Below are 24,320 nucleotides of genomic sequence, written 5' to 3' on the forward strand. Positions count from 1 at the left end.
TTAGCCCGTATTTCGTGATCTTCTGTAAACACTGGGAGTCATATGCCTTTTTTTCTTATAAAAGTTAGTTAGGTGACTTTCATCGTTGAAACCCAGTTCATCGACAATCTGCCTCATCGTGTATCGCGGTGATGCCAGCCGTTCTTCGATAAGCTGGATCCGCATCTCATCAATATAGCACTTGTAGCTCTTTAGGTATTTTTTCTTGAAAAAAGCGCCAAAATAATTCGCGGAGATCTGAAATTGCCCAGCGATTTGTTTAATCTGCAAGCGATCCGGAAAGTAAATGTTATGTTGTATATAGGTCTCGATTTCCTGTGATAGCCCATAGGATTGGTGAACTGGAAGCTCGAGATCTTTCAATATACCTTCTATTAAGGCAAATAAGGACATGATCTGGTGGAAGATAAACGTAGAAGTCCTGTTATTTTCATGAGCGGATTGCTGGAAGATCAAGGCCAGTACTTTTTCGACCAATTTTCGATTTTCCTTTTTTAGGGAAAGACTTTTATTCAACAACGTCGTTGAACGGAAGATCTCTGGAGGTGTGTGAGATAAGCAGAAATTTTGTTGTACGTGGTGTAAATCCCTAAAATAGCATGCAGAGAAGTATAAAATGAATACGACAGTATCTTTTTTGGTTTCCAGCCCCAGTGAATTAGTGCTGAGGAAAAGAAGGTTTTGCTCCGTGAATTTTAGCCCGTGGGCTTTTGCTTCCAGGGCACCTTTGGAAATATAGGCCAGCGCAAAGTCAAACCCCTGCTCGCTGAGATTTACTTTTTGCTTGTGTTTGATTCTTTCGGCGCGGAAGGAGGTGTTCATCATTTAGGTGCTTTTTGCATTTCTGGTCATTTTCTCGATATCATCCCATTGTGCTTCGGGAATGATATCCAGCCCGTTAAATTCCCCGGCACCTTTTAACCATTCGCCCCCGTCGATTGTGATGACTTCCCCATTGATATAGCTCGAATAATCCGAAACGAGGTAAGCGGAAAGATCTGCGAGTTCCTCCAGTTTGCCCAAGCGCCCCAGTGGAATGCGTTTGGCCGGCGATAGTAGCTCGCTCAGCTCGCCGGGCAGTAGGCGTTCCATAGCTCCAGAGGTCTGGAATGGGCCTGGCGCAATGGCGTTTAAACGAATCCCTTTCTTGCCCCATTCAACAGCGAGAGAGCGGGTCATGGCGAGCACTCCAGCTTTGGCCGTAGCCGATGGGACTACGTATGCCGAACCTGTCCATGCATAAGTCGTCACTATATTGAGTATGCTTTTGTTCTGCTCTTTGTTTTGGATCCAACGTTTGCCAAGGGCGAGGGTATAGTTGATGCTCCCCTGGAGTACGATTCCGATTACGGATTCAAAAGCACGGTGGCTCAACCGTTCGGTAGGGGATATAAAATTTCCTGCGGCATTATTAATTAAGACATCGATGCCGCCCAACTGCTCATAACCATAGGATACGACGCGTTCGACATCTTCATAGTTACGCACATCGCCTGCGATGGCCAGACAGCTGGCCTGATGCTTGGCAGCCAATTCTTCTGCGGTGTGTTGGATGACTTCGTCTTTACGGCTCGTGATCAGACAGGAAGCTCCCAATTCCAAAAAATAGTTGGTCATCGCTTTTCCGAGCCCTGTACCTCCGCCGGTAATTAATATGCGTTTTCCTTTTAATGCATTGTCTTTTAGCATGCCCATAATACAGCGTCGTTTTAGTATAAGATCAAGTTACACAAAATCGGATGAAAATGGAAGCTACCGTATGAAAAAGTCGACAGCGGTGAGTAGTTAATCAATTAGGTATTTTCAAAAAAAAACAGGGACTAAAAAGTCCCTGTCATCTATCCTATAGCGAATTTTCAATGGGCTTACGCACCTAATTGAACGCGTTTGAAAGCAGTTACTGTTAATCCTTTAGCTACTGAATCCAAGAATTGAGCAATGTTTTTAGAAGAATCTTTGACGAATTCCTGGTTCAACAAAGTTGTATCTTTGAAGAATTTGTTCAATTTACCTTGAGCGATTTTCTCAGCCATTTCAGCAGGTTTACCTTCAGCAATGATTTGCTCTTTAGCGATGGCAATTTCGCGGTCGATAGTATGCTGGTCAACCCCGTCTTTATCGATAGCAATAGGGTTCATTGCAGCGATTTGCATCGCAACGTCTTTACCAGCTTCTTCAGCACCAGCTGCATCAGCTGAAAGACCTACCAATACACCTAGACGGTAGTTACCGTGGATATAAGCGATCACTTTTTCTGCAGCAATTGTCTCGTATTTAGAAACGTCAATTTTTTCTCCGATTACACCAGTTTGCTCGATCAGAGCATCAGCGATCTTCTTACCATCAAGTTCCAGTCCTTTTAATTCTTCTAGAGAAGCTGGTTTGCTATTTAATGCTAGGTCTGCGATTTTCTCTGCGAAAGCTACGAAATCAGCGTTTTTAGCGACGAAGTCAGTTTCACAGTTTACTTCCACTACGATACCTGATTTACCATCAGCAGTAGCTTTGGCAATGATAACACCTTCGTTGGAGTCGCGATCTTGACGGCTAGCAGCTACTTTTGCACCTTTTTTGCGCAAGTAATCCACAGCAGCTTCGAAATCGCCGTTAGATTCAACCAAAGCTTTTTTACAATCCATCATACCAGCGCCAGTTTGTTGACGCAATTTGTTTACATCTGATGCAGAAATTTGTACTGACATGTTTATTTCTTTTTATTATTGTTTACTACTGAAAATTGTACAATATTAACTTAAATTAGGTTAAGCTAATATGAAGTTTAACATTCCTTGATAGAAAAGAGCTGTTAAACCAAAAAACCGGACAGATAGGCTAGTTCAAGAAAAGTAATCTTTTCCAGAAACTAACGCTACGCTATCCGGTTTGGAATAAAAATATTATTCGCCGTCTTTCGCTTTGCGAGGACGTTTAGCTTCTGAAGCTTCACCATTGTCAGCTTTTGCTTTCGCAGCTGCTGCATCTTTTTCAGCTTCTTCTTCTTTATCGCGTTTGCGCTCGTCCAAACCTTCTTGGATCGCTTGACCAATGATGCTTGCGATTAAGCTAATCGATTTGCTAGCGTCGTCGTTTGCAGGGATTGGGAAATCAATGTTTGAAGGATCAGAGTTTGTATCTACCATCGCAAAAGTAGGGATGTTCAATTTCATTGCTTCAGAAACAGCGATGTGTTCTTTTTTCACATCGATGATGAATAAAGCAGCTGGTAAACGGTTTAGATCAGCAATACCTCCCAAAAGGTTTTCTAATTTAACACGCTCACGTTGAATCATCAACTTCTCTTTTTTAGATAGTACATCATAAGTACCATCTTTTTGCATTTTGTCGATGTTAGACATTTTTTTGATAGACTTACGAACTGTAGCGAAGTTAGTAAGCATACCACCTAACCAACGCTCAGTAACGAAAGGCATGTTAACCTCTTTCGCTTGTTGTGCGATGATTTCTTTTGCTTGTTTTTTCGTAGCTACGAATAAAACTTTACGACCTGATTTTACGATTTGTTTGATAGCTGAAGCAGCTTCCTCTAATTTCGTAAGAGTTTTGTTCAAGTCAATGATGTGGATACCGTTGCGCTCCATGAAAATGTACTTAGCCATTTTCGGATCCCATTTACGTGTAAGGTGACCAAAGTGCACACCTGCATCCAATAAATCTTGATAAGTAGTTCTTGCCATTTTTTGATCCTCCTTTGATTAACGTTTACTGAATTGGAATCTTCTACGAGCTTTACGACGTCCTGGTTTCTTACGCTCAACCATACGGTCATCACGTGTTACTAAACCTTTAGCGCGCAATGCAGGTTTAACTTCTGGGTTAAGTTCAATCAACGCTTTTGCGATCGCTAAGCGAACAGCTTCAGCCTGACCCTTAACACCACCTCCGTTAACGTTTACTTTTACATCAAAGTTTGCTAATTCACCAGCTACATTCAATGATTGTGTAGCGATGTATTGCAAAGGTAATGTTGGGAAATACTCTTTGTAGTCTTTACCGTTTATGATAATGTTTCCGCTACCAGCAGTTAAGTAAATGCGGGCAACAGCAGTTTTTCTTCTTCCTGAAGTGTTAGTTGTTGACATGACGATTCTCCTTAAAATTTAACTGGTTTTGGATTTTGTGCCTCATGTTTGTGCTCAGTACCAGCATAAACGTAAAGGTTTTTAAATAATTGACGACCTAAACGGTTTTTAGGAAGCATACCACGCACAGCTTTTTCGATGATGCGCTCAGGGAATTTAGCCATTAACTCTTTTGGAGAAACAAAACGCTGTCCACCTGGATATCCTGTGTAACGAACGTAAACTTTGTCGCCCAATTTGTTTCCTGTCAATCTAACTTTGTCTGCATTGATAACGATCACATTATCTCCACAGTCTACGTGTGGGGTGAATGTTGGCTTGTGCTTACCACGAATTACTTTCGCGATGTTGCTCGCCAAGCGCCCCAAAATCTCTCCTTCAGCGTCAACAACGATCCACTCTTTGTTAACGGTGTTCTTGTTGGCAGAGACAGTTTTGTAACTTAACGTATTCACTTGCTTTTGTTTAAATAATTATTAAAAAGTTCTTAATCTCACCCTTATCACAAGGGTCTGCAAAGGTACATCTATTATTCTATATTTTAAAATCTATTTTACTTATTTTGTTGGAAACGAGCATAATTTTCCGCTCAGCATGCCGATCTCAATATTTTTACAACTTCCGGGACTGAATATTGTTACATTAGTTAGTATATTGCAGGAAGAATTTTTAATTATTTAGCGGAAGTAGATGAGATTGAATTTTTTAGCTAAGCGAGTTTTTTTAAGTTTTGTTATATTTTTCGTTGGTATAGTAAATGGGCTGCGGGCGCAATCGGTAGAAAAAAAAGGCAAACCTTATGATGGCCGATTCAAAAATGTACAGGAAATGCTGAAACAGGGGAAGATAGGGCCCGGCCTGGATTCCTTGGATGCAATCCTTGCCGACTATCCCCAGGCTGACGAGATCTATTTCACAAAGGCGATACTTTTCGCACAGATGCGCAACCAGACCGCTGCCATTGAAGCCATCAAAGAGGCGCTGGACATCCAGGCAAAACCCGAATACCTGAGCTTCGCCGTAGACGCGTTTAAAAGTAAAAATGACGCGGATAGCGCATTGATCTATTTAGATAAACTTATCGATATTGATGATAACAATACTGCTTCCTTAAAACGGGAGCGGATTATGCTCCTTTTTAATGGAGGTTATAAAGATGCTGCACTAACCTATTTTAATAGCACTAAGGAAATCAGCCCTGCTTCCGATACATTAGATATGGTGGGCAGTGTGCTATTAAATGATGCGGGAGATTACAAGACTGTGATCGCGATGCTAAAACCATGGGCCGACAAAGGAACGGGCCTCCCGCAGGTCTACGGGCAATTGGCACAGGCCTATAACCTCTCCAAGAATTCGAAACTCGCCCTGGAATATATCAATAAAGGAATCCAGAATACACAGGAAGATTTTCTCTATTTTGACTTGGCTGATTTATACCGGTTTGACAAAAAACTCAAACTGTCTTTTGAGGCGCTCAAAAAAGGGTTCCAGTCTAAAAAGGTTGATTTTGGTGACAAAAACAGAATTATGATGACGCTGTTGGGACCAAAAAGCCCGTATACAAATGCTCAGCTCCTGGATCTGGCAAATGTCCTTGTTGAAGTACATCCCCGGATTGCAGAAAGCCACATGGCCAAGGGACAGGTACTTTGGTTGAATGACGACAAGACAGCGGCTCAGAGCTCGCTGGCGGTGGCAGTCAGTGTCAATCCGTATCAGATTGATGCATGGCGCATGCTGATGAGCTTGGATATGGATAAGGGAGAGTTTGATCAGGCTATTGCCCATGGCGCCGAAGCGCTGCATTACGTTGCGAATAATCCAACAATACTCTATTTTACCAGTATGGCCTACTTAATGAAGAAGGATACGGAAAATAGCCGTAAATTTATGGAAGCTGCGCTCAATAATGCGCAGGAGGAAACACCTTTCCTGCAGGCTAACATTTATGCTGGGTTAGGCGATATCTACAATACGCTAAAGATGCATAAGGCATCGGATGCCGCTTATATGGAAGCCATCCGGCTGGATAGCACAAATGTTACGGCGATGAACAATTTAGCCTATTATTTATCGTTAAGAAAGGAACGGCTGGATGAAGCTGCGAAGTATGCGGCGATGGCCACAACGCTGCAGCCCAACAACGGCACTTTTGAAGATACCTACGCATGGGTCCTTTTTGCTGACGGTAAGTATGAGGATGCCTTGGTATGGATCCAAAAAGCAATGAAGAATACCAATCCACCCAGTGCAGTGCTACTGGAGCATTATGGAGATATTCTGGCGAAGCTGGGAAAAACAGCTGATGCTGTCAAACATTGGAATCTGGCCATGGAAAAAGGGCCTGATTCGGACGAAAGTAAACAGAAATTGAAAAAGAAGATTGAGACAAAAAGTTATGTGGAATAAAGTTGTTTGTGCCGGAATTATGATTCTTCTGTTTGCTTCCTGCAGTTCGAAAAAAAAACTGCTGAAAGAGGCCGAACTTAAGTCTGAAAACGAGTTGGTGGTCAAGGATAATACGCGCGAAGCAAAAAAGAATACACTCCGTAATCTCTTGCTGACAAACCTGGACTATACGACTTTTTCCGGGAAAGCAAAGATGCGGCTCGATCTGGGTAAAGATAACTACGACGTCACCTCCAATATCCGAATAGAAAAAGACAGGAAAATCTGGATTTCTGTTACGGCTACTTTGGGGATCGAGGTGGCCCGCCTCCTGATTACACCGGACAGCGTGCAGATCCTGAACAAATTTGAGGGCGAATATATCGTCAAACCATTTGATTATTTGTACCGTTTTGCAAGTCCGGATCTTACTTTTGGCAATCTGCAGGACTTACTGCTGGCCAACCTCTCCACCAATCTGCTTTCAGATATAGACCGTGTAAATTTTAGCCAAGATCCCAGTTCGGTACAGTTGGACGGAAGGCTGAACGAACTGGATTTCTTGTATAAGCTCAACAATAACAACCGTCCCTATCAGTTCAGGCTGTCACAGCCGGCAAAAAGACAGCTGCTCGAAGCCAATTATGGCGAATATGCCGTCGCTGCTGATCAGGAATTTCCGATGTTGCTCAAATTGATCATTTCCGATGGAAGACAAGAGATAAAAACACAAATCAGTTTTAATAAAGTGACGTTTAACGAACCGGTCGAAATGCCGTTTTCCGTATCATCGCGTTACAAAGTAGTCCGATGAGATTTATCTATTTTCCGTTAGATTTATTACTTTCGCATTTAGTTTGCGCTTTTGGATGAAAATAACGGGGTTACAGATTGGGCAAACATTAAATAAACAGTATTGTAAATGAATTTTAAGAAGACGATATTCAGTATAATAGCATTCCTTTTGATGGTGGGGATTTCTTCTGCACAGACCCGTGCTGAACTGGAGAAACAGCGCGAAAAACTCACCCGTGAGATTGCTGAATTGCAAAAAACAGTTAGAGAGATTGCAAAAGAAAAATCGTTGACACAGCAGCAGGTGTCTGCATTGAGCAAACAGATCAACCTGCGAGAACAAAAGATCAATACGATTACGGCGGAAGTAGCGGTGATCAACAGGCATATAAACGCAAACACAGCTTCTGTCAATAAGTTGAAAGCAGAACTGGAGAAGATGAAACGTGATTACGAAAAGATGATCATGTTTGCCTTCCGTAACCGGAATGCCTATAACAAACTGATGTTCATCTTTGCCTCGAAAGACTTTAATCAGGGGTTCAGGCGCGTCAAATATTTGCAGCAATTCAATGATTCCAGAAAATTAAAGGCTGCGGATATCGAGAAAACAAAGAAACAGATCGAACAAAAAATAGCACAATTGCAGGCAGACCGTAATAAGCAGGTGGCTTTGCTGAAAGAACAGGAAAATGAAAAGCGGACCATATCGCAGCAACGTGCGGTTTACTCGGATCAGTTGAGTGACCTGATTGTGACCGAACGGGGTGTTAAGAAGGATATCACACAGAAGCAGAAAGAAGAAAGGCGTATCAATGCTGCGATCAAGGAGATCATTCGAAGAGAAATCGAAGCCGAAAGGAGAAGGGCGGAAGCCGCCCGACGTGCTGCCGAGGCTGCTGCTGCGCGAAACAAAAAAACGGATGAATCCAATGCTTCGAAAGGTAAAAGTACAAACACGAAGGGTAGTTCGAGGATGACCGATTCTGAAGCACTCCGTAGTACGCCTGAGGCAGTTAGGCTCTCCAATGACTTTAGATCCAACAGGGGAAGATTGCCTTGGCCGGTGTCCAATGCACGCATCATGCAGGAGTTTGGAGGCGAGAGTGTAGGGCGAAATGTCAATGTGGAACACATTTCAGTAAAAATACAAACCTCCAATGGGGCTGCGGTAAAAGCAGTGTTTGCCGGCGAAGTAAGTAGTGTTCTGACTATGTATGGACAACGAATTGTTATGGTCAAACATGGTGAGTACTTTACGGTGTACAATAATCTCGCAAGTGTAAATGTGTCGAAAGGACAGAAAGTAAGTACTGGACAGTCGATCGGTACTGCTGATGTGGATTCGGATACGGGGGTACCTTTGATTGAATTCTCGGTTTATCAGGGGTCGACTCCGCTCAATCCGATGTCCTGGTTGGCGAGATAAGAAATAATTACTATATTTAATAATTATCATTACATTTGTAAAGAGAGAGAAAAGATTTAGTTTAAAAGAATTGAAAAACAAGAAATTATAGTTATGTCAACATCATTATTGATCATGGGAATCGGGGGGCAAGAATTAATTGTCATTGTAGTAATATTGTTACTATTGTTTGGTGGCAAGAAGATTCCTGAATTGATGCGCGGATTGGGTAAAGGGGTGAAAGAGTTTAAAGAAGGCCAGAAAGATGAGTCTTCTCCTGAAAAGAAACCTGAAGTAGAAGATAATAAATAAGGGATTCAATCCCTATAAGACATTGATACGATTTTGTGAGGAACGAAATCGTATTTTGTTTTATTGTTGGACCTGTTGATATAGGTCAAAAAACCAGTTTATACTAAAATCCATATCTGGACGTTTAAATTAATGTTGATTTTTAAAAGGGAAATCAGACCTGGATTAACAGTAAATTTATGATCGGTAAACAGAGGTTAATTTCATTACTAGGAGGGCTGTGCTATGTCCTGCCGCTCACGGCTCAGGAAAGCGCTGTAGATGGCATGAGAGAGGCTACTCATCACATCATCCAAGAACGGATTGAAAAAGAAAAACAGGAAATCTATCAATATCTGGATAGCTTAAAATCTTCAGGTAGCAACCAGCAGGAAGACGTCACCATTACAGACGAAGAAGTACAGCTGGTTCGAAAACTCAAAGCGATCGAACGGGAGGTGCCTCTGGATTACTCCCCTCGCGTAAAAGAACTCATCGATAAGTATACTTCGCGCAACTATAACCCGTATATGTGTCAAATGATGGGGCTCGGACAATACTATTTCCCCATTTTTGACCGCATTCTTGATGAGGTCGGTGTGCCGAGAGAACTCAAATATCTGAGCGTTGTCGAATCCTCGCTAAACCCCAAAGACATTTCAAGTGCCGGAGCAACGGGATTATGGCAATTGATGTACTACGAAGCCAAAACTTATAATCTGACTGTCGATAGTTATACGGACCAACGTATGGATCCTGTTGCTTCCAGCTATGCTATCGCTAAAATATTGAAAGAGGCTTATCAAGAATATGGCGATTGGCTTTTGGCTATCGCTTCCTATAATGGTGGCAAGGGCGCAGTTGGCAGGGCTATCCAACGTTCGGGAAAAGAAAAGCCAACTTTCTGGGATATTGCGCCCTACCTAACCCAGCAGACGCAAAACTACATTCCCAAGTTCATCGCAATGACCTATGCGATGAAATATGCAGAAGAAAACGATATCAGCGCTGCGGAGACTGCGCTCTCCTTACGCACACAGGTACTGGAAGTCAATAAGCGCATTTCATTAAACCAGATTGCGGACGCGTTGCAAGTATCCAAAGAGAGCCTCCGTGCCCTGAATCCCAGCTGTAAAAAGTATGTTATAAACGGGACTGAGGAAGCTCCCCTGCGACTGGTCCTGCCGGTGGTAGACAGGAAAATAGCCATAGAAGAATTGTATGCGGCACTCAATACACCGGTATCTACCACAATCGTGCAGCATGCCAATGTTGCGCCTGAACCGCTGCTAAAGGATAGAAAATATAAAGTAAAGGTGGGAGAGACCTTTGCCAGCATTGCTGATAAATTTGAGGTTTCGGTGCAGGATCTAAAGTCATGGAACAATCTACGAGGCGATAAAGTTGTGCCCGGGCAACCTTTACTCATTAAAAAGGAAGACAATTTTGTCAGTACAAAATTAGCGCAGAAGACGGAAAAATCGGTTAAGAAGCAGCAACAGCAAAATTCCCGTACAGCATATTATACGGTTAAGAAAGGAGACAGCCTCTCTCAGATTGCTCAGAAAAACGGAGTGCCACTGAGCCGGCTCAAACGGGATAACAATTTAAGCGGAAGCCGTATTAAGCCGGGAATGAAATTGAAGGTATCAAAGAAATAGCAACATGGTCTAAACCAACCACGCTGCATCTTCTTCCTTGTCAAATTCTTCTAACGTAACAGTGACATGTTCCTTGAGAATAGTGGATAATTTGGTGCCATAGTAGTCACTGAATATCGGGAATTTATGATGGCTTCTGTCAATCAAGACTGCCGTTCTCATTTTCTTTAGCGGAACATTTAAGAATACCCCCAGGCCATAAGCCAGTGCTCTGCCACTATTTAAGACATCGTCAACTAAGATAATGGTTTTGTCCTTGGCCATCTCTACAGGTAAATCTGTGCTGGCATTCAGAGAACGGCTTGTTTTTTTCATGGTCACTTTGATCAGCAGGATCTCCTTATCAGAAATGTCCTGTAAAATCGCTTTGAGACGCTGTGCAAACACGTATCCTCTATCGGCAATTCCAACTAAAACCAGTGTTTCATCTTCAAAATTGTCTTCTAAAATTTGATAGGCAATACGGATTGATTTCTGTTTTATTTGTTCTTTATTTAAGATGAGCGTTTTCTTCGAAGACATAGTCGTATTTCAATGATTATGGGGTAAAAATAGGATATTAAATTGTATAAAAAAAGTCCAGAGCCAGTTAAAGCTTTGGACTTTTTTTATATGATCAAGCTGATCTTTAGTTCAGCTTATTGTCTTTTTCAGCTTTCAATATCTCTGCCGTGAGCGTTTTGTTGTTATCTTCAGGCAGACGGCCGCCATTATAATAATAACGTCTCCAATATGGTTCATTCAGATTGCTGATCATTACGCCTTTGCTGGATGATGCATGGGCAAATTTGTTATCCCCGATATAAACGCCAACATGCGTAATGTTTCTGCTTCTGATTTTGAAGAATACCAGATCACCTGCTTTCAACTCATTTTTGTCAACAGTCTTTACCTGCGAATATTGGTTGCGGCTATTATAACCTAGTGTTGTATTAAACACCTTGTCATATAATTCATAAGAAAATTTAGAGCAGTCAATGCCTCTTTTCGAATCTCCGCCAAGACGGTAAGGCGTACCTAACCATTCGTAGACAAATTGATAAAGTTTTGTATTTGTGGTTGCCGAGACTGCGACACCCATGATTTGTGAGAAGTATTCTTTGGCGAGGTTGTCCGGATCTGATTCCGGTTTGGCGTTTCTGTTGGTTTGTGCCTGCGACACTAGACATAAGCCGATAAATAGCAATGACGCTATAAATTTCTTTGTTTTCATTAAATCGCTTTTTTGTACAACATTTAACCTTTGCAATTCATTGGTACTGTCATCTATTTTGGACAGCACTGTTGCGAATATAATACAATATCAGTTTAGGGTCAAATTTTTTTTACGCTATTTAACGAAACTTTAACAATTTTAACATCTTTCCAAACACCCTTATTGGATCTGACACGAGTTTGTTTTTTTGTCGACGAACAGCTGCAAAATGTAGTTCCTTAACTACAAGCCGAAAGAAGTCTAAGTACGATGATGATAGCGCGGACATGCTTTTTTTGTGAATCTTAAAAAAAATATTAATTTTCTTTGGTAATGTGATAATATTTGTTCTATATTTACAGCACAAAAATAAATGCGATGATTACAAATTCAATTATTACAACGATTATTATTACCACCGGGATAAGACTCAGGAGGAAATAGTTTCATTGTATATAATTGTAGACACAATATTTCGAAGCGCTTTCCTCCAGATGGGAAAGCGCTTTTTTTTTCACTTAAAATCAACTCAAACAAACAGGTATAAATCAGTATGAAAGTTTTAAAATTTGGAGGAACTTCAGTCGGTACAGTAGAAAGTCTCAAAGCCGTCCTCAGCATAGTCAAGAAGTCTTATGAGGCGAAGGAAAAACCTTTGGTCGTTTTATCGGCAATGTCTGGTGTGACCAATTTGTTGACTCAATTGGCAGAAGATGCTTCAGAAGGCAAAGCCTTTTCGGAGGGTCTTAAATTGCTGGAAGATAAACATTTTACCGTAGTAAAGGAGTTATTGGCGGTCAAGTACCAGAATCCGGTCTTTACTAAACTTAAGCTATTTTTTAATGAAATTGAAGATCTACTCCAAGGAATCTTTGCACTTCGGGAGCTGAGTAACCAGAGCAAAGATTTGATTATTAGCTATGGTGAACGTTGCTCCAATTATATGGTCTCTAAGGTCATGGAGCAATATATTCCTGAATCTTTATTTGTCGATGCTTCCCATTATGTGAAGACAGATTCCAATTTTGGCAATGCCCATTTAAATGAAGTCCTGACGGAGCAGCTCATCAAGTCTCTCTATATAACACATGGCGATAAGCTGTTATTTGTCACTGGATTTATTGGTAGTAATGAAAACGGGCGGATCACCACTTTAGGCCGTGGTGGGTCAGACTATACTGCAGCGATCTTCGGGTCTATATTGGATGCCACTGCCATTGAGATCTGGACGGATGTCAACGGCATGCTAACTGCTGATCCGCGTATTGTTAAAAAAGCTTTTTCACTTCCTGTACTTTCCTATACGGAAGCGATGGAACTTTCATACTTTGGGGCAAAGGTCATCTATCCACCGACAATGATCCCGGCTTTCCTCAAAAAAATTCCAATTGTCATCCGGAATACTTTTGAACCCGACTTTTCAGGTACAGTGATCCAGTTTGACAGCGGTAAGACTTCATTGCCGATAAAAGGTATTTCCTCGATATCGGATATTTCTGTCATCAATTTAAGTGGCTCAGGAATGATTGGCAAATCAGGCTTCAGTGGGCGGCTGTTTACCCTGCTGGCCAGAGAGCAAATCAATGTCGTGCTTATTACCCAGTCGTCATCCGAACATAGCATTACTTTTGCCGTTAATCCCGCTGATGCCAAGCGTGCCATCCAGCTGATCGAAATCGAGTTTGAACTGGAAATTCAGGCGAATAAACTGGTAATCCCCGCCGTGGAGGAAAACCTTTCGGTGCTGGCCATCGTTGGAGAAAATATGAAACGTACTCCGGGCATGTCCGGCCGCTTGTTTGCTGCCCTCGGGCGGAACGGAATCAATGTTCGTGCAATCGCGCAGGGCTCGTCTGAGTACAATATTTCCGTGATTATCGGTAAAGAAGATCTGGCCAAGGCACTCAATGCTGTGCATGACGCGTTCTTTGCCGAACTGAAGAAGACCCTGCACGTCTTCAATATAGGCACAGGTAATATTGGCGCGACCTTATTCAAACAACTGGAGGAACAACACGATTTTCTCTTAGATAAAAACGATATCGAGATCAAAGTGGTGGGGATATCCAATAGCCGTAAAATGTTGTTTAACACAGAGGGTGTGAATCTTAGCAGCTGGTCAGCAGAGCTGGAAAATAATGGCTCGGAAGCCGATTTGGCACTGTTCATTGAAAAAATGAAAGCACTTAATTTGCCGAACTGCGTATTTATAGATAACACCGCGAGCAAGCTGCCAGCTACGTATTACGAAGATATTTTTAAAGCGAATATTTCCATCGTCACCTGCAACAAAATTGCCAATTCTGGCAAGTACGCACAATACAAGACCCTGCGGGACACGGCACACAGACATGGCGTGGATTTCTTCTACGAAACGAATGTAGGCGCCGGCTTACCTATCGTGCGGGTGCTTAAAGATTTGATGTTGAGCGGAGACCGTATATTGAAGATTGAAGCGATTCTTTCGGGTACCATCTCCTATATCTTCAATAATTTCAAAGATGAGGCTTCTTTTTATGATGTGGTAAAGAAAGCGCAGGAACTGGGCTATACCGAACCAGATCCAAGAGACGACCTCGGTGGTATCGATTTTATGCGAAAGATGCTGATTTTAGCTCGGGATGCTGGTTATGCTGTTGAGGCAGAGGATGTGGAACTAGGGGCCATTCTGCCTGAGGCCTGTTTGCAGGCTGATACAGTTGATGCTTTTTACACGGAGCTGCAAAATGAAAATGCCTATTTCGAGGCCATGAAAGCAAAGGCTGCCCGGGAGAAAAAAGTCATTCGGTATATTGGCAAACTGGAAGGGGGAAAAGTTTCCATTGGAATTGAGTTTGTCGATGAAAACCACCCTTTTTATGCGCTTTCTGGCAGTGATAATATCATATCATTTACAACAGAGCGTTATAAAGAACGTCCGTTGGTTGTGAAAGGACCTGGTGCCGGTGCGGAAGTGACCGCCGCAGGTGTATTTGCAGATCTGGTTAATGTAGGCGCGTAATACAAGGTTGAAAAAATAAGAATAATAGCAATGGGCAATAATTTAAATGTGGAGTACCTAAAGGATAAAGTAATTCATTTGGAAAAGATGCTACCCGAGGTCCGGGTATTCGCGCCGGCAACTGTCGCCAATATGATCTGCGGTTTTGATATATTGGGATTCGCGGTAGATAAACCGGGTGACGAAGTGATCATGAGACGCAAGCAACAGCCGGGCGTTACCATAAAAGAAATTACAGGTGACGATGGCAGGTTACCGCTTGACCCTGACAAAAATACCGTGTCGGCCTGTGTGCAGTATTTGCTGCAGGCGCTGAACATTGCTGCTAAGGTAGGCGTGGAGATCGAACTGCATAAGCATATGCCCATAGGATCCGGACTGGGATCCAGTGCGGCGAGTACCGTCGCAGGTATCTTTGCAATCAATGTCATGCTTGGCAACCCGCTGACCAAAGAGGAGCTACTTCCGTTCTGCGTAGAGGGGGAGCGCCTTGCTTGCGGTACCGGGCATGCCGATAATGTGGCACCGGCGCTATATGGTGGCATCACATTGATCAGAGGAAATCAGCCTCTTGATGTGATTTCTATTCCATCTCCTCCGGAGCTGGTCGCAGCGGTTGTATTCCCGCAGGTCGATGTACCAACTCGCGACGCGAGGCAGCTGATTAAAGATAAGGTATTGTTAAAAGATGCGGTAACGCAATGGGGAAATATTGCCGGATTAGTGGCAGGCTTATTCCAAGAAGATTATGATCTAATTGCCCGGAGTATGAAGGATATACTGATTGAGCCTACCCGCGCAATTTTGATCCCCGAGTTTTATGAGATGAAAGCAATTGCCATGGAGAATGGCGCGCTGGCTTTTGGCATATCGGGGTCTGGACCGTCTGTTGTTGCTATGACAAAGGACGAAGAAGTCGCCAAAAACATTGCCGATAAAATCCAGACGCATTTGAAAAACATGGATATCGAAAGTTTTGGCTACGTGTCGCGGGTCAATACCGTAGGACCAAGGGTACTGAATTAGCTTATTCCAAACAAAATCAAGGATGTCCTGACAAGATAAAGAGTATTCTCAGATCGATAACAGGATCAAATACAATTAAATAGAAAATGAAATTTTACAGCACAAATAATAAGACATTGGCCGTTTCATTTAAAGATGCGGTGTTTAACTCATTGCCGGCGGATAAAGGACTGTATATGCCTGAGCACATTCCGCAGTTAGATCCCTTGTTCCTTAAGAACATACAGCAGTACTCGCTGAAAGAAATCGCTTTGGAGGTTGCTTCTGCTCTTTTGGAAAATGATATACCACGGCCGGAATTGAAGAAGATCATTGACGATGCGATTAATTTCGATGCCCCGGTCAAATTCCTGACGGACCGTACAGCAGTGCTCGAGCTGTTTCATGGTCCTTCGTATGCTTTCAAAGATTTTGGAGCACGGTTTATGAGCCGTATCATGGGCTACTTCTCCAAAACCGACGATAAATTGCTGGATGTGCTTGTTGCAACGTCAGGCGATACGGGCGGTGCGGTGGCACTGGGTTTTCTGGGGGTAGAAGGCACACGGGTGACGATTTTATATCCTAAAGGTAAGGTGTCAGATGTGCAGGAGCTTCAGCTGACCACCAATGGGCAGAATATTAGGGCGTTGGAGGTAGACGGTACATTTGATGATTGCCAGACCTTGGTCAAACAGGCGTTCAGCGATGCTGAATTGAATAGGGCTTTAAGACTGACTTCAGCCAACTCAATCAATATTGCCCGGCTAATTCCGCAGACCTTTTATTATTTTTACGCGTATGCCCAGCTAAGATCACAAGGAATCGATGAAGTGGTGTTCACAGTGCCAAGTGGCAATTTCGGAAATATAGGTGCGGGTTTGCTGGCTTATAAAATGGGGCTTCCAGTCAAGCATTTTGTTGCCGCAACCAATGTGAATGATACTGTGCCGCGATTTCTTGCCTCCGGTCAGTATGAGCCAAAGCCTTCCGTTCAGACATTGAGCAATGCGATGGACGTCGGCAATCCCAGCAATTGGGTACGTATTCAGGACCTGTTCTCGGGTAGCTTGGGCGAATTAAAAACCATGATTTCTTCTTATACTTTTACCGATGAGGAAACAAAGGCAGGGATGGATTCCCTGTTTAAGGAGTGCCATTATATTGCCTGTCCGCACACTGCGATTGCGTGGCTTGGTGCCAGAACATATGCACAGGAACATCCTGGCCAATATGCTTCGGTTTTTCTGTCGACGGCTCATGCCTGCAAATTTCCGGATGCCATTGAAGATGAAGTGTTTGCCAAGATAGAATTGCCTGCGGGTGCAGAAGCGCTGAAAGGAAAGGAAAAATTAGCGGAACCGTTGAAGGTCGACTTCGAGGCGTTCAAAACATATTTAATCAACCATAACTAAACGCTGAGGGCTCCATTAGGAGCCCTTTTTTTGACCAAGATAGCTTTCTATATAGTTCTTTAGTTCCTGACTTTTGTTTTTGTCAGAAATTATGTTATAAATAGGTATAGGAGCATATCTGTCGAAGGCTATAAAATCCCCATTTTCTTCGGTCAACGAGTCCAGCCATGTATTGACATCAATAGTATTCTTTACGGGATGAAAATCAAATAATTTGAGGTCAGCACCTGAAACAAATGCCAAGATTTTCCAGTCTTTTACAAGTTTATCCTCCAAAACAGTCTTTTTTTCTACGTATTTCACTAGGTTGACAGATGCTCCTTTAGAACAGCTTAGTATAAGATGGGTGCCATATTTCTTTACAATATCTGCTGGACTATTCATGGCCACAAAATTTTTAAATTCCTGATTATGGAATGTTTGGTCTTCTGCTGCAATGTGGACAGTTGTATATTGAAATCCGACGGTATAGTAATTAGTCAATTGAATATTCTCCTCGGGGATGTTAGTCAATAGATTTGTTTCAGTCGTCGCAAGCGGCTCGTTATCAACATCGAAATTTAACTTCAGACTTCTTAATAACTCCTCTTTTGCGATATCTTCGCTTATTCTTCCTCCTCCGGACGTACTTGTTGTTCTGAAAATATAGGAGGATTGCTTTAATTTTTCTGTGTCAAGGATTTTTGCACGTAGTCCTTTACTGACAAAGAGTAAGTTTTCCTTTGCATCATAACCATAGCCAACCATAAAATATGGTTCGGCTTTAATCTCTTGGTTGACTTTCATCTCGATTTTTTCGAATGTAGAGTATTCGACAATCTGAAGATCTTCCTCGTTTTTAATTGCCAGTTCAGAATCCGATTTTTTACAGGAAAATAGAGTAAAAGTAATGCACGCAGTTAAAAAAAAGATGTTTTAAATTCATTTTGTAAATATACAAGAATAATTGTTTCTTTTCGTGTTTTTGTGACAAATAAATAAGCGGGGTTTTGCAATTAATAAGTTAATTTTGCAGCAATGAAATCAGTTTATTTGAATAAGGGGAAGGATAAAGCTGCTTGGCAATTGCATCCTTGGATATTTTCTGGCGCTATTAAATCATTATCTGATAAGATTGACGACGGCGAAGTCGTAGGGGTTTATAATGTCGAACGCGAGTTTATTGCCTATGGACTCTTTCATAACAGTTCGCGCGTGGCGATCCGGCTTCTGGAATGGAACCCGCAGGTGGTCATCGATGCTGACTGGTGGCGCACGCGCATCCGGAAAGCTGTTGGGGCGAGGCAGCATCTATTGACCGATGGTGAGACGAATACTGTACGTCTTGTTTTCGCCGAAGCCGATTTTCTTCCCGGTCTTATTGTCGATAAATATGCAGATTTTATATCCATTCAAGTCCATTCTGTAGGCGTAGAGCGAGTCAAAGAAATTATAATAGCGGAATTAAATGCGTTGTTGAAGCCCAAGGGCATTTATGAAAGAAGTGACTTAAAATCCCGGGAGCATGAAGGGTTGCCGGATACGAATGGACTTTTGTCAGGCGAGCTGCCGCCCGAATTTGTTGATGTAATCGAAAACGGTATCCATTATAAAGTAAATATCATCGATGGACAGAAGTCAGGATTTTACTGTGACCAGAGGGAAAACCGATTGCTGGCCGCACAATATGCCGTGGGCAAGCGGGTGCTGGATTGCTTTTGCTATTCAGGTGGCTTCACGTTGAATAGCCTGAAGGCTGGTGCATCGCAGGTGATATCGGTGGATAGTTCCGCGTTGGCTATTGAGACGCTGGAAAAAAACGTAACTGAAAATGGATTTGGAGCCGGCCGGCATGAAGCGATATTGTCGGATGTGAATAAGCAGTTACGCAAGTTTATTGATGCGGGAGAAAAATTTGATGTCATTGTACTTGATCCGCCCAAATATGCACCATCCCGCTCTGCCTTGGAGCGTGCCTCGCGTGCGTATAAAGATTTGAATCGCCGGGGCCTCATGCTATTGCAGAGCGGAGGCTTATTAGCGACATTTTCCTGTTCAGGCGCTATGGACATGGATACTTTCAAACAAGTGCTTGCCTGGGCAGCATTGGATGCTGGCAAAGAAATCCAGTTTATCCGACAATTTCACCAGCCGGAAGACCATCCCGTCAGGGCATCTTTTCCTGAAGGCGAATACCTGAAAGGATTATTGGTGCGTGTATTATAAATTAAATGCAGATATATAGGTTGATTGAAATAAATCGACTTTTTCAATGCGAGTGAGATCATGATCAAAGAAAAAACAACTAGGCCTATTTTTTCGATTTTGTTTGCCGTAAGTATGGTTCACCTGCTGAATGATTTGATCCAGGGGGTGATTCCGGCAACGTATCCGCTTCTGAAGGAGGAACATCATCTGAGTTTTTCACAAGTGGGTATGATTACTCTGGTGTATCAGATTGCGGCTTCCATTTTTCAGCCTGTTGTAGGTTCCTTTACCGATCGGCGTCCCGTGCCTTACTCTCAGATTATCGGTATGTCGTTTTCCCTGGTTGGGATGTTGCTGTTTTCTCAGGCGCACAGCTATGCCTGGATTTTAGTTGCTGTTTTCTTAGTCGGTATAGGATCTTCGATCTTTCATCCGGAATCCTCCAGGGTAGCGTATATGGCTTCCGGCGGAAGGCGGAGTATGGCACAGTCGATTTTCCAGATTGGCGGGAATGCCGGTACAGCATTAGCACCGATTATTGTGGCCTTTCTGGTACTGCCCCGAGGGCAACAAGCTATCGCCTGGATGTGCTTATTTACGATCGTCGGCCAATTTATTTCGTATTATATCGGGACTTGGTACAAGCGCCGTCTTGAACATGTGTCCCGGTCTGTCAGGAAGATTATCCGTGTACCGGATCTTCCCAATTCACGTATCGTGACGACGGTGATTATCCTGTTGTTATTGATCGTGTCCAAATATTTTTATATTGCCAGTATCACCAACTATTTTCAGTTTTATACGATAAAAAAATTCGGGATCAATGAAGTTGAGGCACAGGTATACCTGTTTTATTTTCTGATTGCTGTCGCTTTGGGCACTTTATTAGGAGGAGCTTTCGGAGACCGCTTTGGTAGGAAATATGTTATATGGTTCTCCGTGCTGGGGGTGGCACCCTTCGCCTTAGCGCTTCCTTATGTGGGGCTTACCATGACCGGGATCTTAATTGTTATTATCGGTCTGATATTGTCATCTGCCTTTCCGGCAATTATCGTGTATGCTCAGGAGCTGTTACCTAAAAAACTAGGCATGGTCTCGGGTTTGTTTTATGGTTTTGCTTTTGGGATGGGGGGAATAGGATCGGCTGTGCTCGGATGGCAGGCAGATCATACTTCCATCGAGTTTATCTATCACTTGTGCTCCTACCTACCTTTGATCGGCGTGGTTGCATATTATTTGCCAGACTTGCAAAAGACACCTTATAAAGAGGTGTCGTAAGATAAAAAGAGAAGGGCGGATGTTATATGCAGCTTATCCGCCCTTTTTTTATTTGATGCAGTCCATCCAGGCGTTAGCCATGAGCTGTGCACCAGCAAGTGTTGGATGAACTCCATCAGCAGCCCAATAAGCTCCGGGCGCCGTTTTCTGGGCGTTATCGTATATTTTTTGATAGGGTATAAGTATCGCATTAAATTCTTGAGCTATATCACGTGCAGCTTCTTGATAATCCAGAAATTTGGGATACCAGGCTTCTGTGATGTGTCCCACTCCTCTGACAGCAAAAGGTTCACCGATAATTAACTTCACATCGGGAAGCTGCCGTAAGGTTTCCTGCAACAGTTGCTGATATTGCGCTTTGTATTCTTCAACGGTAGTTTTAGCACCGCGGTCTATTGTCCGCCAAAAGTCGTTAACACCAATCAAAATGCTCAGTACTGCGGGTTTGAGTGCCACCGTGTCCTCGGCCCAGCGTTTTTGAAGATCGGGGACGCGGTTGCCGCTGATACCGGTATTGTAAATTTTCAGTTCCTTTGCAGCATACTTATTGAGGAGCTGGCTGGCTGCGAGCAACGCATAGCCCCGGCCCAGGGCTACCGGATCGTTGGCATTGCGGTTATTTCTGTCACGGCCGACATCGGTAATCGAGTCGCCCTGAAAGAGGATAACGTCTCCCTTGCTTAAACTTATTTTGGAAGGTCTGGCGGCTTCTTCGTGGGCAAAAGCTTCGTTGCCCAATATATTGGCGCTGGTTAGAAGGCCAGCACCAATAATGCTTTTTTTGATAAATGATCTGCGGTCTGTGTTCATTATTAGGTTTTGTTATACCTAAAGTTACGTACTTTAAGTACACTTTTCCAAACCTTTCATAATGATGTTACAGGCTTTTTCTATTTCGGATTCCGTAATCGTCAACGGGGGCGCGATGCGGAGCGCGGTCTCGCAATGAAGGTACCAGTCGATCATGACACCATGATCAGCGCAGTATTTGCTGACCTGGTACACTTGCTCGAAAGAATCCAGCTGTAGACACATCATCAGCCCTAGTCCCCTGATCTCTCTGACCGAAGGGTGGTGAAGCTGCTGTCGGAATAGGCTCGCCTTATACTCAACCTGTTCAATTAACTTTTCTTCTTTAATTACCGCGAGCGAAGCTCTTGCAGCTGCACAACTTACGGGATGGCCACCAAAGGTCGTAATATGGCCAAGTATGGGATTGTCTTTAATGACATCCATTAGTTCTTTTGGGGCGACAAAAGCACCCAGTGGCATGCCACCGCCAATGCCTTTTGCCAGCATGAGAATGTCAGGCACAATACCAAAATGTTCAAAAGCGAATAGTTTCCCTGTACGTCCGAAGCCGGTCTGGATTTCATCAAAAATCAGCAAGGTGCCGGTTTCGTCACAACGTTTTCTTACCGCCTGCATGTAAGTGACATCCGGAACTCTAATGCCAGCCTCGCCCTGTATAGCTTCCAAAATTACTGCGGCAGTGCTTGCCGTAATCTTGTCGAGGTCCTCCATATCATTGAAGCTGATAAAGTCTATCTCCGGCAGAAGCGGAGCGTATGCCCGGCGATAGTCCTCATTCCCAATGAGGCTCAATGCACCTTGCGTACTTCCATGATAGGCCTTTTTCGCGGCGAGGATTTGCCTTCTTCCAGTATATTTTTTAGCGATTTTCATGGCTCCCTCCACTGCTTCCGTACCGCTGTTGGTAAAGTATACAGACTGGAAGTGGGCGGGTAGCTCCGCTAATAACTCTGTGGCAAACTGCACCTGTGGCGCCTGCACGAACTCACCGTAGACAGTGACATGTAAATACTGGTCCAGCTGCTCTTTTATTGCATCGAGCACCCGGGGATGACGATGTCCTATATTGCTTACATTGAACCCTGAGACCAGGTCCATATACTCTTCTCCATTAGGGCCGTATAGGTATACACCTTCGGCTTTAACCACCTCGACCAGTCTAGGGGAGCTCGAGGTCTGCGCGGTGTTCATTAAAAACAATTCTCTATTACTTAGCATGATGGTACAAATGTCCGAAAATAAAAAAAGAAGTCCTGAAGACTTCTCCTTTATTTTTGCGATTATTTTTTTCGCTGTAATGATTTGTACAGATGTTCCCGAAATTCCTGTTCCACTTCGAAGAATTGGGATGCACGTGCATTTCCGATGACTTTGGCAAATTTTGACCGGTATTCTTTTTTTACCTCTACCTCTTTGGCATCGTATTGCAGTACATCTCTGGAGCCACCCCGAAAACTATTTTTAGGAGCACCGTTTAACTTTGCTTTCCTTAAATCCCACAGCGTCTGGCTATATTCATTGTACAAAGGAAAGAATTGCTGCGCTTCCCTCGGCGTCAGATTGAGTTCTTTAGTAATGTAAGCGATCTTCTCATTTTCAATAGCCTGAAATCGATTTCTGTCTTGTGAAAAGCCCAAAGCGATAGAGAATATACTAAAGAACAATGTTATCCATATGTTTTTTTTATCGAACATCATTATAAGCTATAATTTAGATAATCTTCTATGTCTTGTTTAGATACATTCGTTCCAAATCCTTTTGTCGGAAGATTGGTTTCGTCAGTGTATTGAGACATATATATCATATCGTCTCCCGATGCTGAAGCCGCAAGGTAATTAATAATTTCCTGTTTAGGGATTTCCGATAGATGCTGGCTCAACTGCTGTTCAGCCGTATTATCTGCAGAAATCGTGTTTTGCGACTGATATTGATATCCCCAATACCCACCTAGTCCGAGTGTCATTGTCAGTGAGGCCGCAACAGCATAACGTGCGTACCATTTTTTAGGCCGTCCGAGCCGGCGGATCGGTGTTTCCGGCAGTACGACATTATCGTTATGTCGGATCGTGTCAACGATCGTGTCCGAAAGTCGCTCAAAATAATGTGGCGGTACCTCAAAACCATCGTTTGAAACCTTCTGCTTCAATTGGTCTACAGCAATACGGGCAAATATATTGTCTTCAAGTGTTTGTTCATAGTCCCCCGGGACCGTATATCCGTCGGTAGAAATACTATTTTTTAATTTCTCCGTTGCTATACGTGCAAATATGCTACTTTCAAGGGCCTGCATATAATCCGCCGGGATCGTAAATCCATCTGTTGGAACCGTATTCTTTAATTCCTCCGCCGTGATACGGGCAAAGATGTCGTATTCAAGTGCATGTTCGTAATTTACAGGGACCTTAAAGCCGTCGGATTGAATCTTTTCTTTTAGTTTTTCCTCTGCAATGCGATGAAAGATGCTGTCGGTCAATACAGCTTCGTAATGCTCAGGGATATCGAAGTCATTTATGGCCGCTATGGATTCCATAGCAATTCCGCCCATAATACGATCAGGAAGGCTGTCAAAATATCCTTCGGGCACCTCAAATACATCTTCGTCACTGCATTTACCCAAGCTGACATGCGCTATTATTTTCGATTCTAAATCCTCGAAATAGTTTTCAGGCACGCCAAAAGGATTTTTACGCAATGATTCTGGAAGATTAGTAGGTTCCAGCCCATCATGATATGTACTATTTTCCTTCATAGTATCTGTTAGAGCCCGATTTCGCTAAAAG

At 43.1% G+C, this 24,320-nt stretch carries 23 protein-coding genes; 10 read left to right on the top strand and 13 right to left on the bottom strand.

What is annotated here, in order from left to right; genetic code table 11:
• The 6 genes from FGL37_RS11520 to rplM form a co-directional block, all read right to left on the bottom strand.
• Complete coding sequence (locus FGL37_RS11520; protein WP_051607028.1) at nucleotides 1-825, bottom strand: helix-turn-helix domain-containing protein; 825 nt, start codon at nucleotides 823-825, stop codon at nucleotides 1-3.
• Nucleotides 826-1,689 (bottom strand): SDR family oxidoreductase, encoded by an 864-nt coding sequence (locus FGL37_RS11525; RefSeq protein WP_138097126.1) that lies wholly within the window; start codon nucleotides 1,687-1,689, stop codon nucleotides 826-828.
• A gap of 176 nt (nucleotides 1,690-1,865) precedes the next feature.
• The gene (gene tsf / locus FGL37_RS11530) at nucleotides 1,866-2,702 is read right to left on the bottom strand and encodes a translation elongation factor Ts (RefSeq protein WP_028070587.1); all 837 of its coding nucleotides are present in this window, start codon (nucleotides 2,700-2,702) and stop codon (nucleotides 1,866-1,868) included.
• A gap of 195 nt (nucleotides 2,703-2,897) precedes the next feature.
• Nucleotides 2,898-3,695, bottom strand: coding sequence for a 30S ribosomal protein S2 (gene rpsB / locus FGL37_RS11535; protein ID WP_028070586.1), 798 nt, complete (start codon nucleotides 3,693-3,695; stop codon nucleotides 2,898-2,900).
• 18 nt (nucleotides 3,696-3,713) lie between these two features.
• Nucleotides 3,714-4,100 carry a 30S ribosomal protein S9 gene (gene rpsI, locus FGL37_RS11540; RefSeq protein WP_028070585.1) on the bottom strand — a complete coding sequence of 129 codons (387 nt, stop codon included), beginning with the start codon at nucleotides 4,098-4,100 and terminating at the stop codon, nucleotides 3,714-3,716.
• 11 nt (nucleotides 4,101-4,111) lie between these two features.
• Nucleotides 4,112-4,555, bottom strand: a complete 444-nt coding sequence (gene rplM, locus FGL37_RS11545) for a 50S ribosomal protein L13 (RefSeq protein WP_028070584.1) — start codon at nucleotides 4,553-4,555, stop codon at nucleotides 4,112-4,114.
• A gap of 235 nt (nucleotides 4,556-4,790) precedes the next feature.
• On the opposite strand from rplM, the gene FGL37_RS11550 reads away from it, so the two are divergent.
• From FGL37_RS11550 to FGL37_RS11570, 5 genes are all read left to right on the top strand, one after another.
• Complete coding sequence (locus FGL37_RS11550) at nucleotides 4,791-6,512, top strand: tetratricopeptide repeat protein (protein ID WP_028070583.1); 1,722 nt, start codon at nucleotides 4,791-4,793, stop codon at nucleotides 6,510-6,512.
• Nucleotides 6,502-7,305: a lipoprotein insertase outer membrane protein LolB1 gene (gene lolB1 / locus FGL37_RS11555; RefSeq protein ID WP_028070582.1), complete on the top strand. Its 804-nt coding sequence runs from the start codon at nucleotides 6,502-6,504 to the stop codon at nucleotides 7,303-7,305. Before FGL37_RS11550 ends, lolB1 begins: the two co-directional genes overlap by 11 nt.
• 108 nt (nucleotides 7,306-7,413) lie before the next feature.
• Nucleotides 7,414-8,715: a murein hydrolase activator EnvC family protein gene (locus FGL37_RS11560; protein WP_028070581.1), complete on the top strand. Its 1,302-nt coding sequence runs from the start codon at nucleotides 7,414-7,416 to the stop codon at nucleotides 8,713-8,715.
• 93 nt (nucleotides 8,716-8,808) lie between these two features.
• Nucleotides 8,809-9,006: a twin-arginine translocase TatA/TatE family subunit gene (gene tatA / locus FGL37_RS11565; protein WP_028070580.1), complete on the top strand. Its 198-nt coding sequence runs from the start codon at nucleotides 8,809-8,811 to the stop codon at nucleotides 9,004-9,006.
• 179 nt (nucleotides 9,007-9,185) lie between these two features.
• Nucleotides 9,186-10,646, top strand: coding sequence for a LysM peptidoglycan-binding domain-containing protein (locus tag FGL37_RS11570; protein WP_051607027.1), 1,461 nt, complete (start codon nucleotides 9,186-9,188; stop codon nucleotides 10,644-10,646).
• 9 nt (nucleotides 10,647-10,655) lie between these two features.
• On the opposite strand, the gene FGL37_RS11575 is transcribed toward FGL37_RS11570, so the two are convergent.
• Both FGL37_RS11575 and FGL37_RS11580 read right to left on the bottom strand, forming a co-directional pair.
• Nucleotides 10,656-11,168: a phosphoribosyltransferase family protein gene (locus FGL37_RS11575; protein WP_028070579.1), complete on the bottom strand. Its 513-nt coding sequence runs from the start codon at nucleotides 11,166-11,168 to the stop codon at nucleotides 10,656-10,658.
• A gap of 106 nt (nucleotides 11,169-11,274) precedes the next feature.
• Entirely contained in the window at nucleotides 11,275-11,859 is a 585-nt protein-coding gene (locus tag FGL37_RS11580) for a C40 family peptidase (protein ID WP_028070578.1), read from the bottom strand.
• Nucleotides 11,860-12,394: 535 nt separating this feature from the next.
• Here FGL37_RS11580 and thrA point away from each other — a divergent pair.
• The 3 genes from thrA (at nucleotide 12,395) to thrC (ending at nucleotide 17,262) form a co-directional block, all read left to right on the top strand.
• Nucleotides 12,395-14,842 carry a bifunctional aspartate kinase/homoserine dehydrogenase I gene (gene thrA, locus FGL37_RS11585; protein ID WP_028070577.1) on the top strand — a complete coding sequence of 816 codons (2,448 nt, stop codon included), beginning with the start codon at nucleotides 12,395-12,397 and terminating at the stop codon, nucleotides 14,840-14,842.
• An 87-nt stretch (nucleotides 14,843-14,929) separates the two neighbouring features.
• Nucleotides 14,930-15,868, top strand: a complete 939-nt coding sequence (locus FGL37_RS11590) for a homoserine kinase (RefSeq protein ID WP_028070576.1) — start codon at nucleotides 14,930-14,932, stop codon at nucleotides 15,866-15,868.
• Between the two features lie 86 nt (nucleotides 15,869-15,954).
• A complete protein-coding gene (thrC, locus tag FGL37_RS11595) occupies nucleotides 15,955-17,262 on the top strand; it encodes a threonine synthase (RefSeq protein WP_028070575.1) in 1,308 nt (435 codons plus the stop codon).
• Between the two features lie 15 nt (nucleotides 17,263-17,277).
• Here the strand turns inward: thrC and FGL37_RS11600 are convergent, their stop codons facing one another.
• Nucleotides 17,278-18,048, bottom strand: coding sequence for a hypothetical protein (locus FGL37_RS11600; RefSeq protein WP_028070574.1), 771 nt, complete (start codon nucleotides 18,046-18,048; stop codon nucleotides 17,278-17,280).
• A gap of 231 nt (nucleotides 18,049-18,279) precedes the next feature.
• On the opposite strand from FGL37_RS11600, the gene FGL37_RS11605 reads away from it, so the two are divergent.
• Both FGL37_RS11605 and FGL37_RS11610 read left to right on the top strand, forming a co-directional pair.
• Complete coding sequence (locus tag FGL37_RS11605; RefSeq protein WP_028070573.1) at nucleotides 18,280-19,467, top strand: class I SAM-dependent rRNA methyltransferase; 1,188 nt, start codon at nucleotides 18,280-18,282, stop codon at nucleotides 19,465-19,467.
• Between the two features lie 60 nt (nucleotides 19,468-19,527).
• Nucleotides 19,528-20,727, top strand: a complete 1,200-nt coding sequence (locus FGL37_RS11610; protein ID WP_037533675.1) for an MFS transporter — start codon at nucleotides 19,528-19,530, stop codon at nucleotides 20,725-20,727.
• Nucleotides 20,728-20,775: 48 nt separating this feature from the next.
• Here FGL37_RS11610 and FGL37_RS11615 read toward each other — a convergent pair whose 3' ends face one another.
• The 4 genes from FGL37_RS11615 to FGL37_RS11630 form a co-directional block, all read right to left on the bottom strand.
• The gene (locus FGL37_RS11615; RefSeq protein WP_028070571.1) at nucleotides 20,776-21,537 is read right to left on the bottom strand and encodes an SGNH/GDSL hydrolase family protein; all 762 of its coding nucleotides are present in this window, start codon (nucleotides 21,535-21,537) and stop codon (nucleotides 20,776-20,778) included.
• Between the two features lie 33 nt (nucleotides 21,538-21,570).
• Nucleotides 21,571-22,758 (bottom strand): aspartate aminotransferase family protein, encoded by a 1,188-nt coding sequence (locus FGL37_RS11620; protein WP_028070570.1) that lies wholly within the window; start codon nucleotides 22,756-22,758, stop codon nucleotides 21,571-21,573.
• Between the two features lie 62 nt (nucleotides 22,759-22,820).
• Nucleotides 22,821-23,237 carry a hypothetical protein gene (locus tag FGL37_RS11625; protein WP_232048683.1) on the bottom strand — a complete coding sequence of 139 codons (417 nt, stop codon included), beginning with the start codon at nucleotides 23,235-23,237 and terminating at the stop codon, nucleotides 22,821-22,823.
• Nucleotides 23,237-24,289: a hypothetical protein gene (locus FGL37_RS11630; protein WP_028070568.1), complete on the bottom strand. Its 1,053-nt coding sequence runs from the start codon at nucleotides 24,287-24,289 to the stop codon at nucleotides 23,237-23,239. The genes FGL37_RS11625 and FGL37_RS11630 overlap by 1 nt, the downstream gene beginning before the upstream one ends.
• Nucleotides 24,290-24,320: the final 31 nt, after the last annotated feature.

It is taken from the genome of Sphingobacterium thalpophilum (genome assembly GCF_901482695.1).
In the GTDB taxonomy this organism is placed as follows: domain Bacteria; phylum Bacteroidota; class Bacteroidia; order Sphingobacteriales; family Sphingobacteriaceae; genus Sphingobacterium; species Sphingobacterium thalpophilum.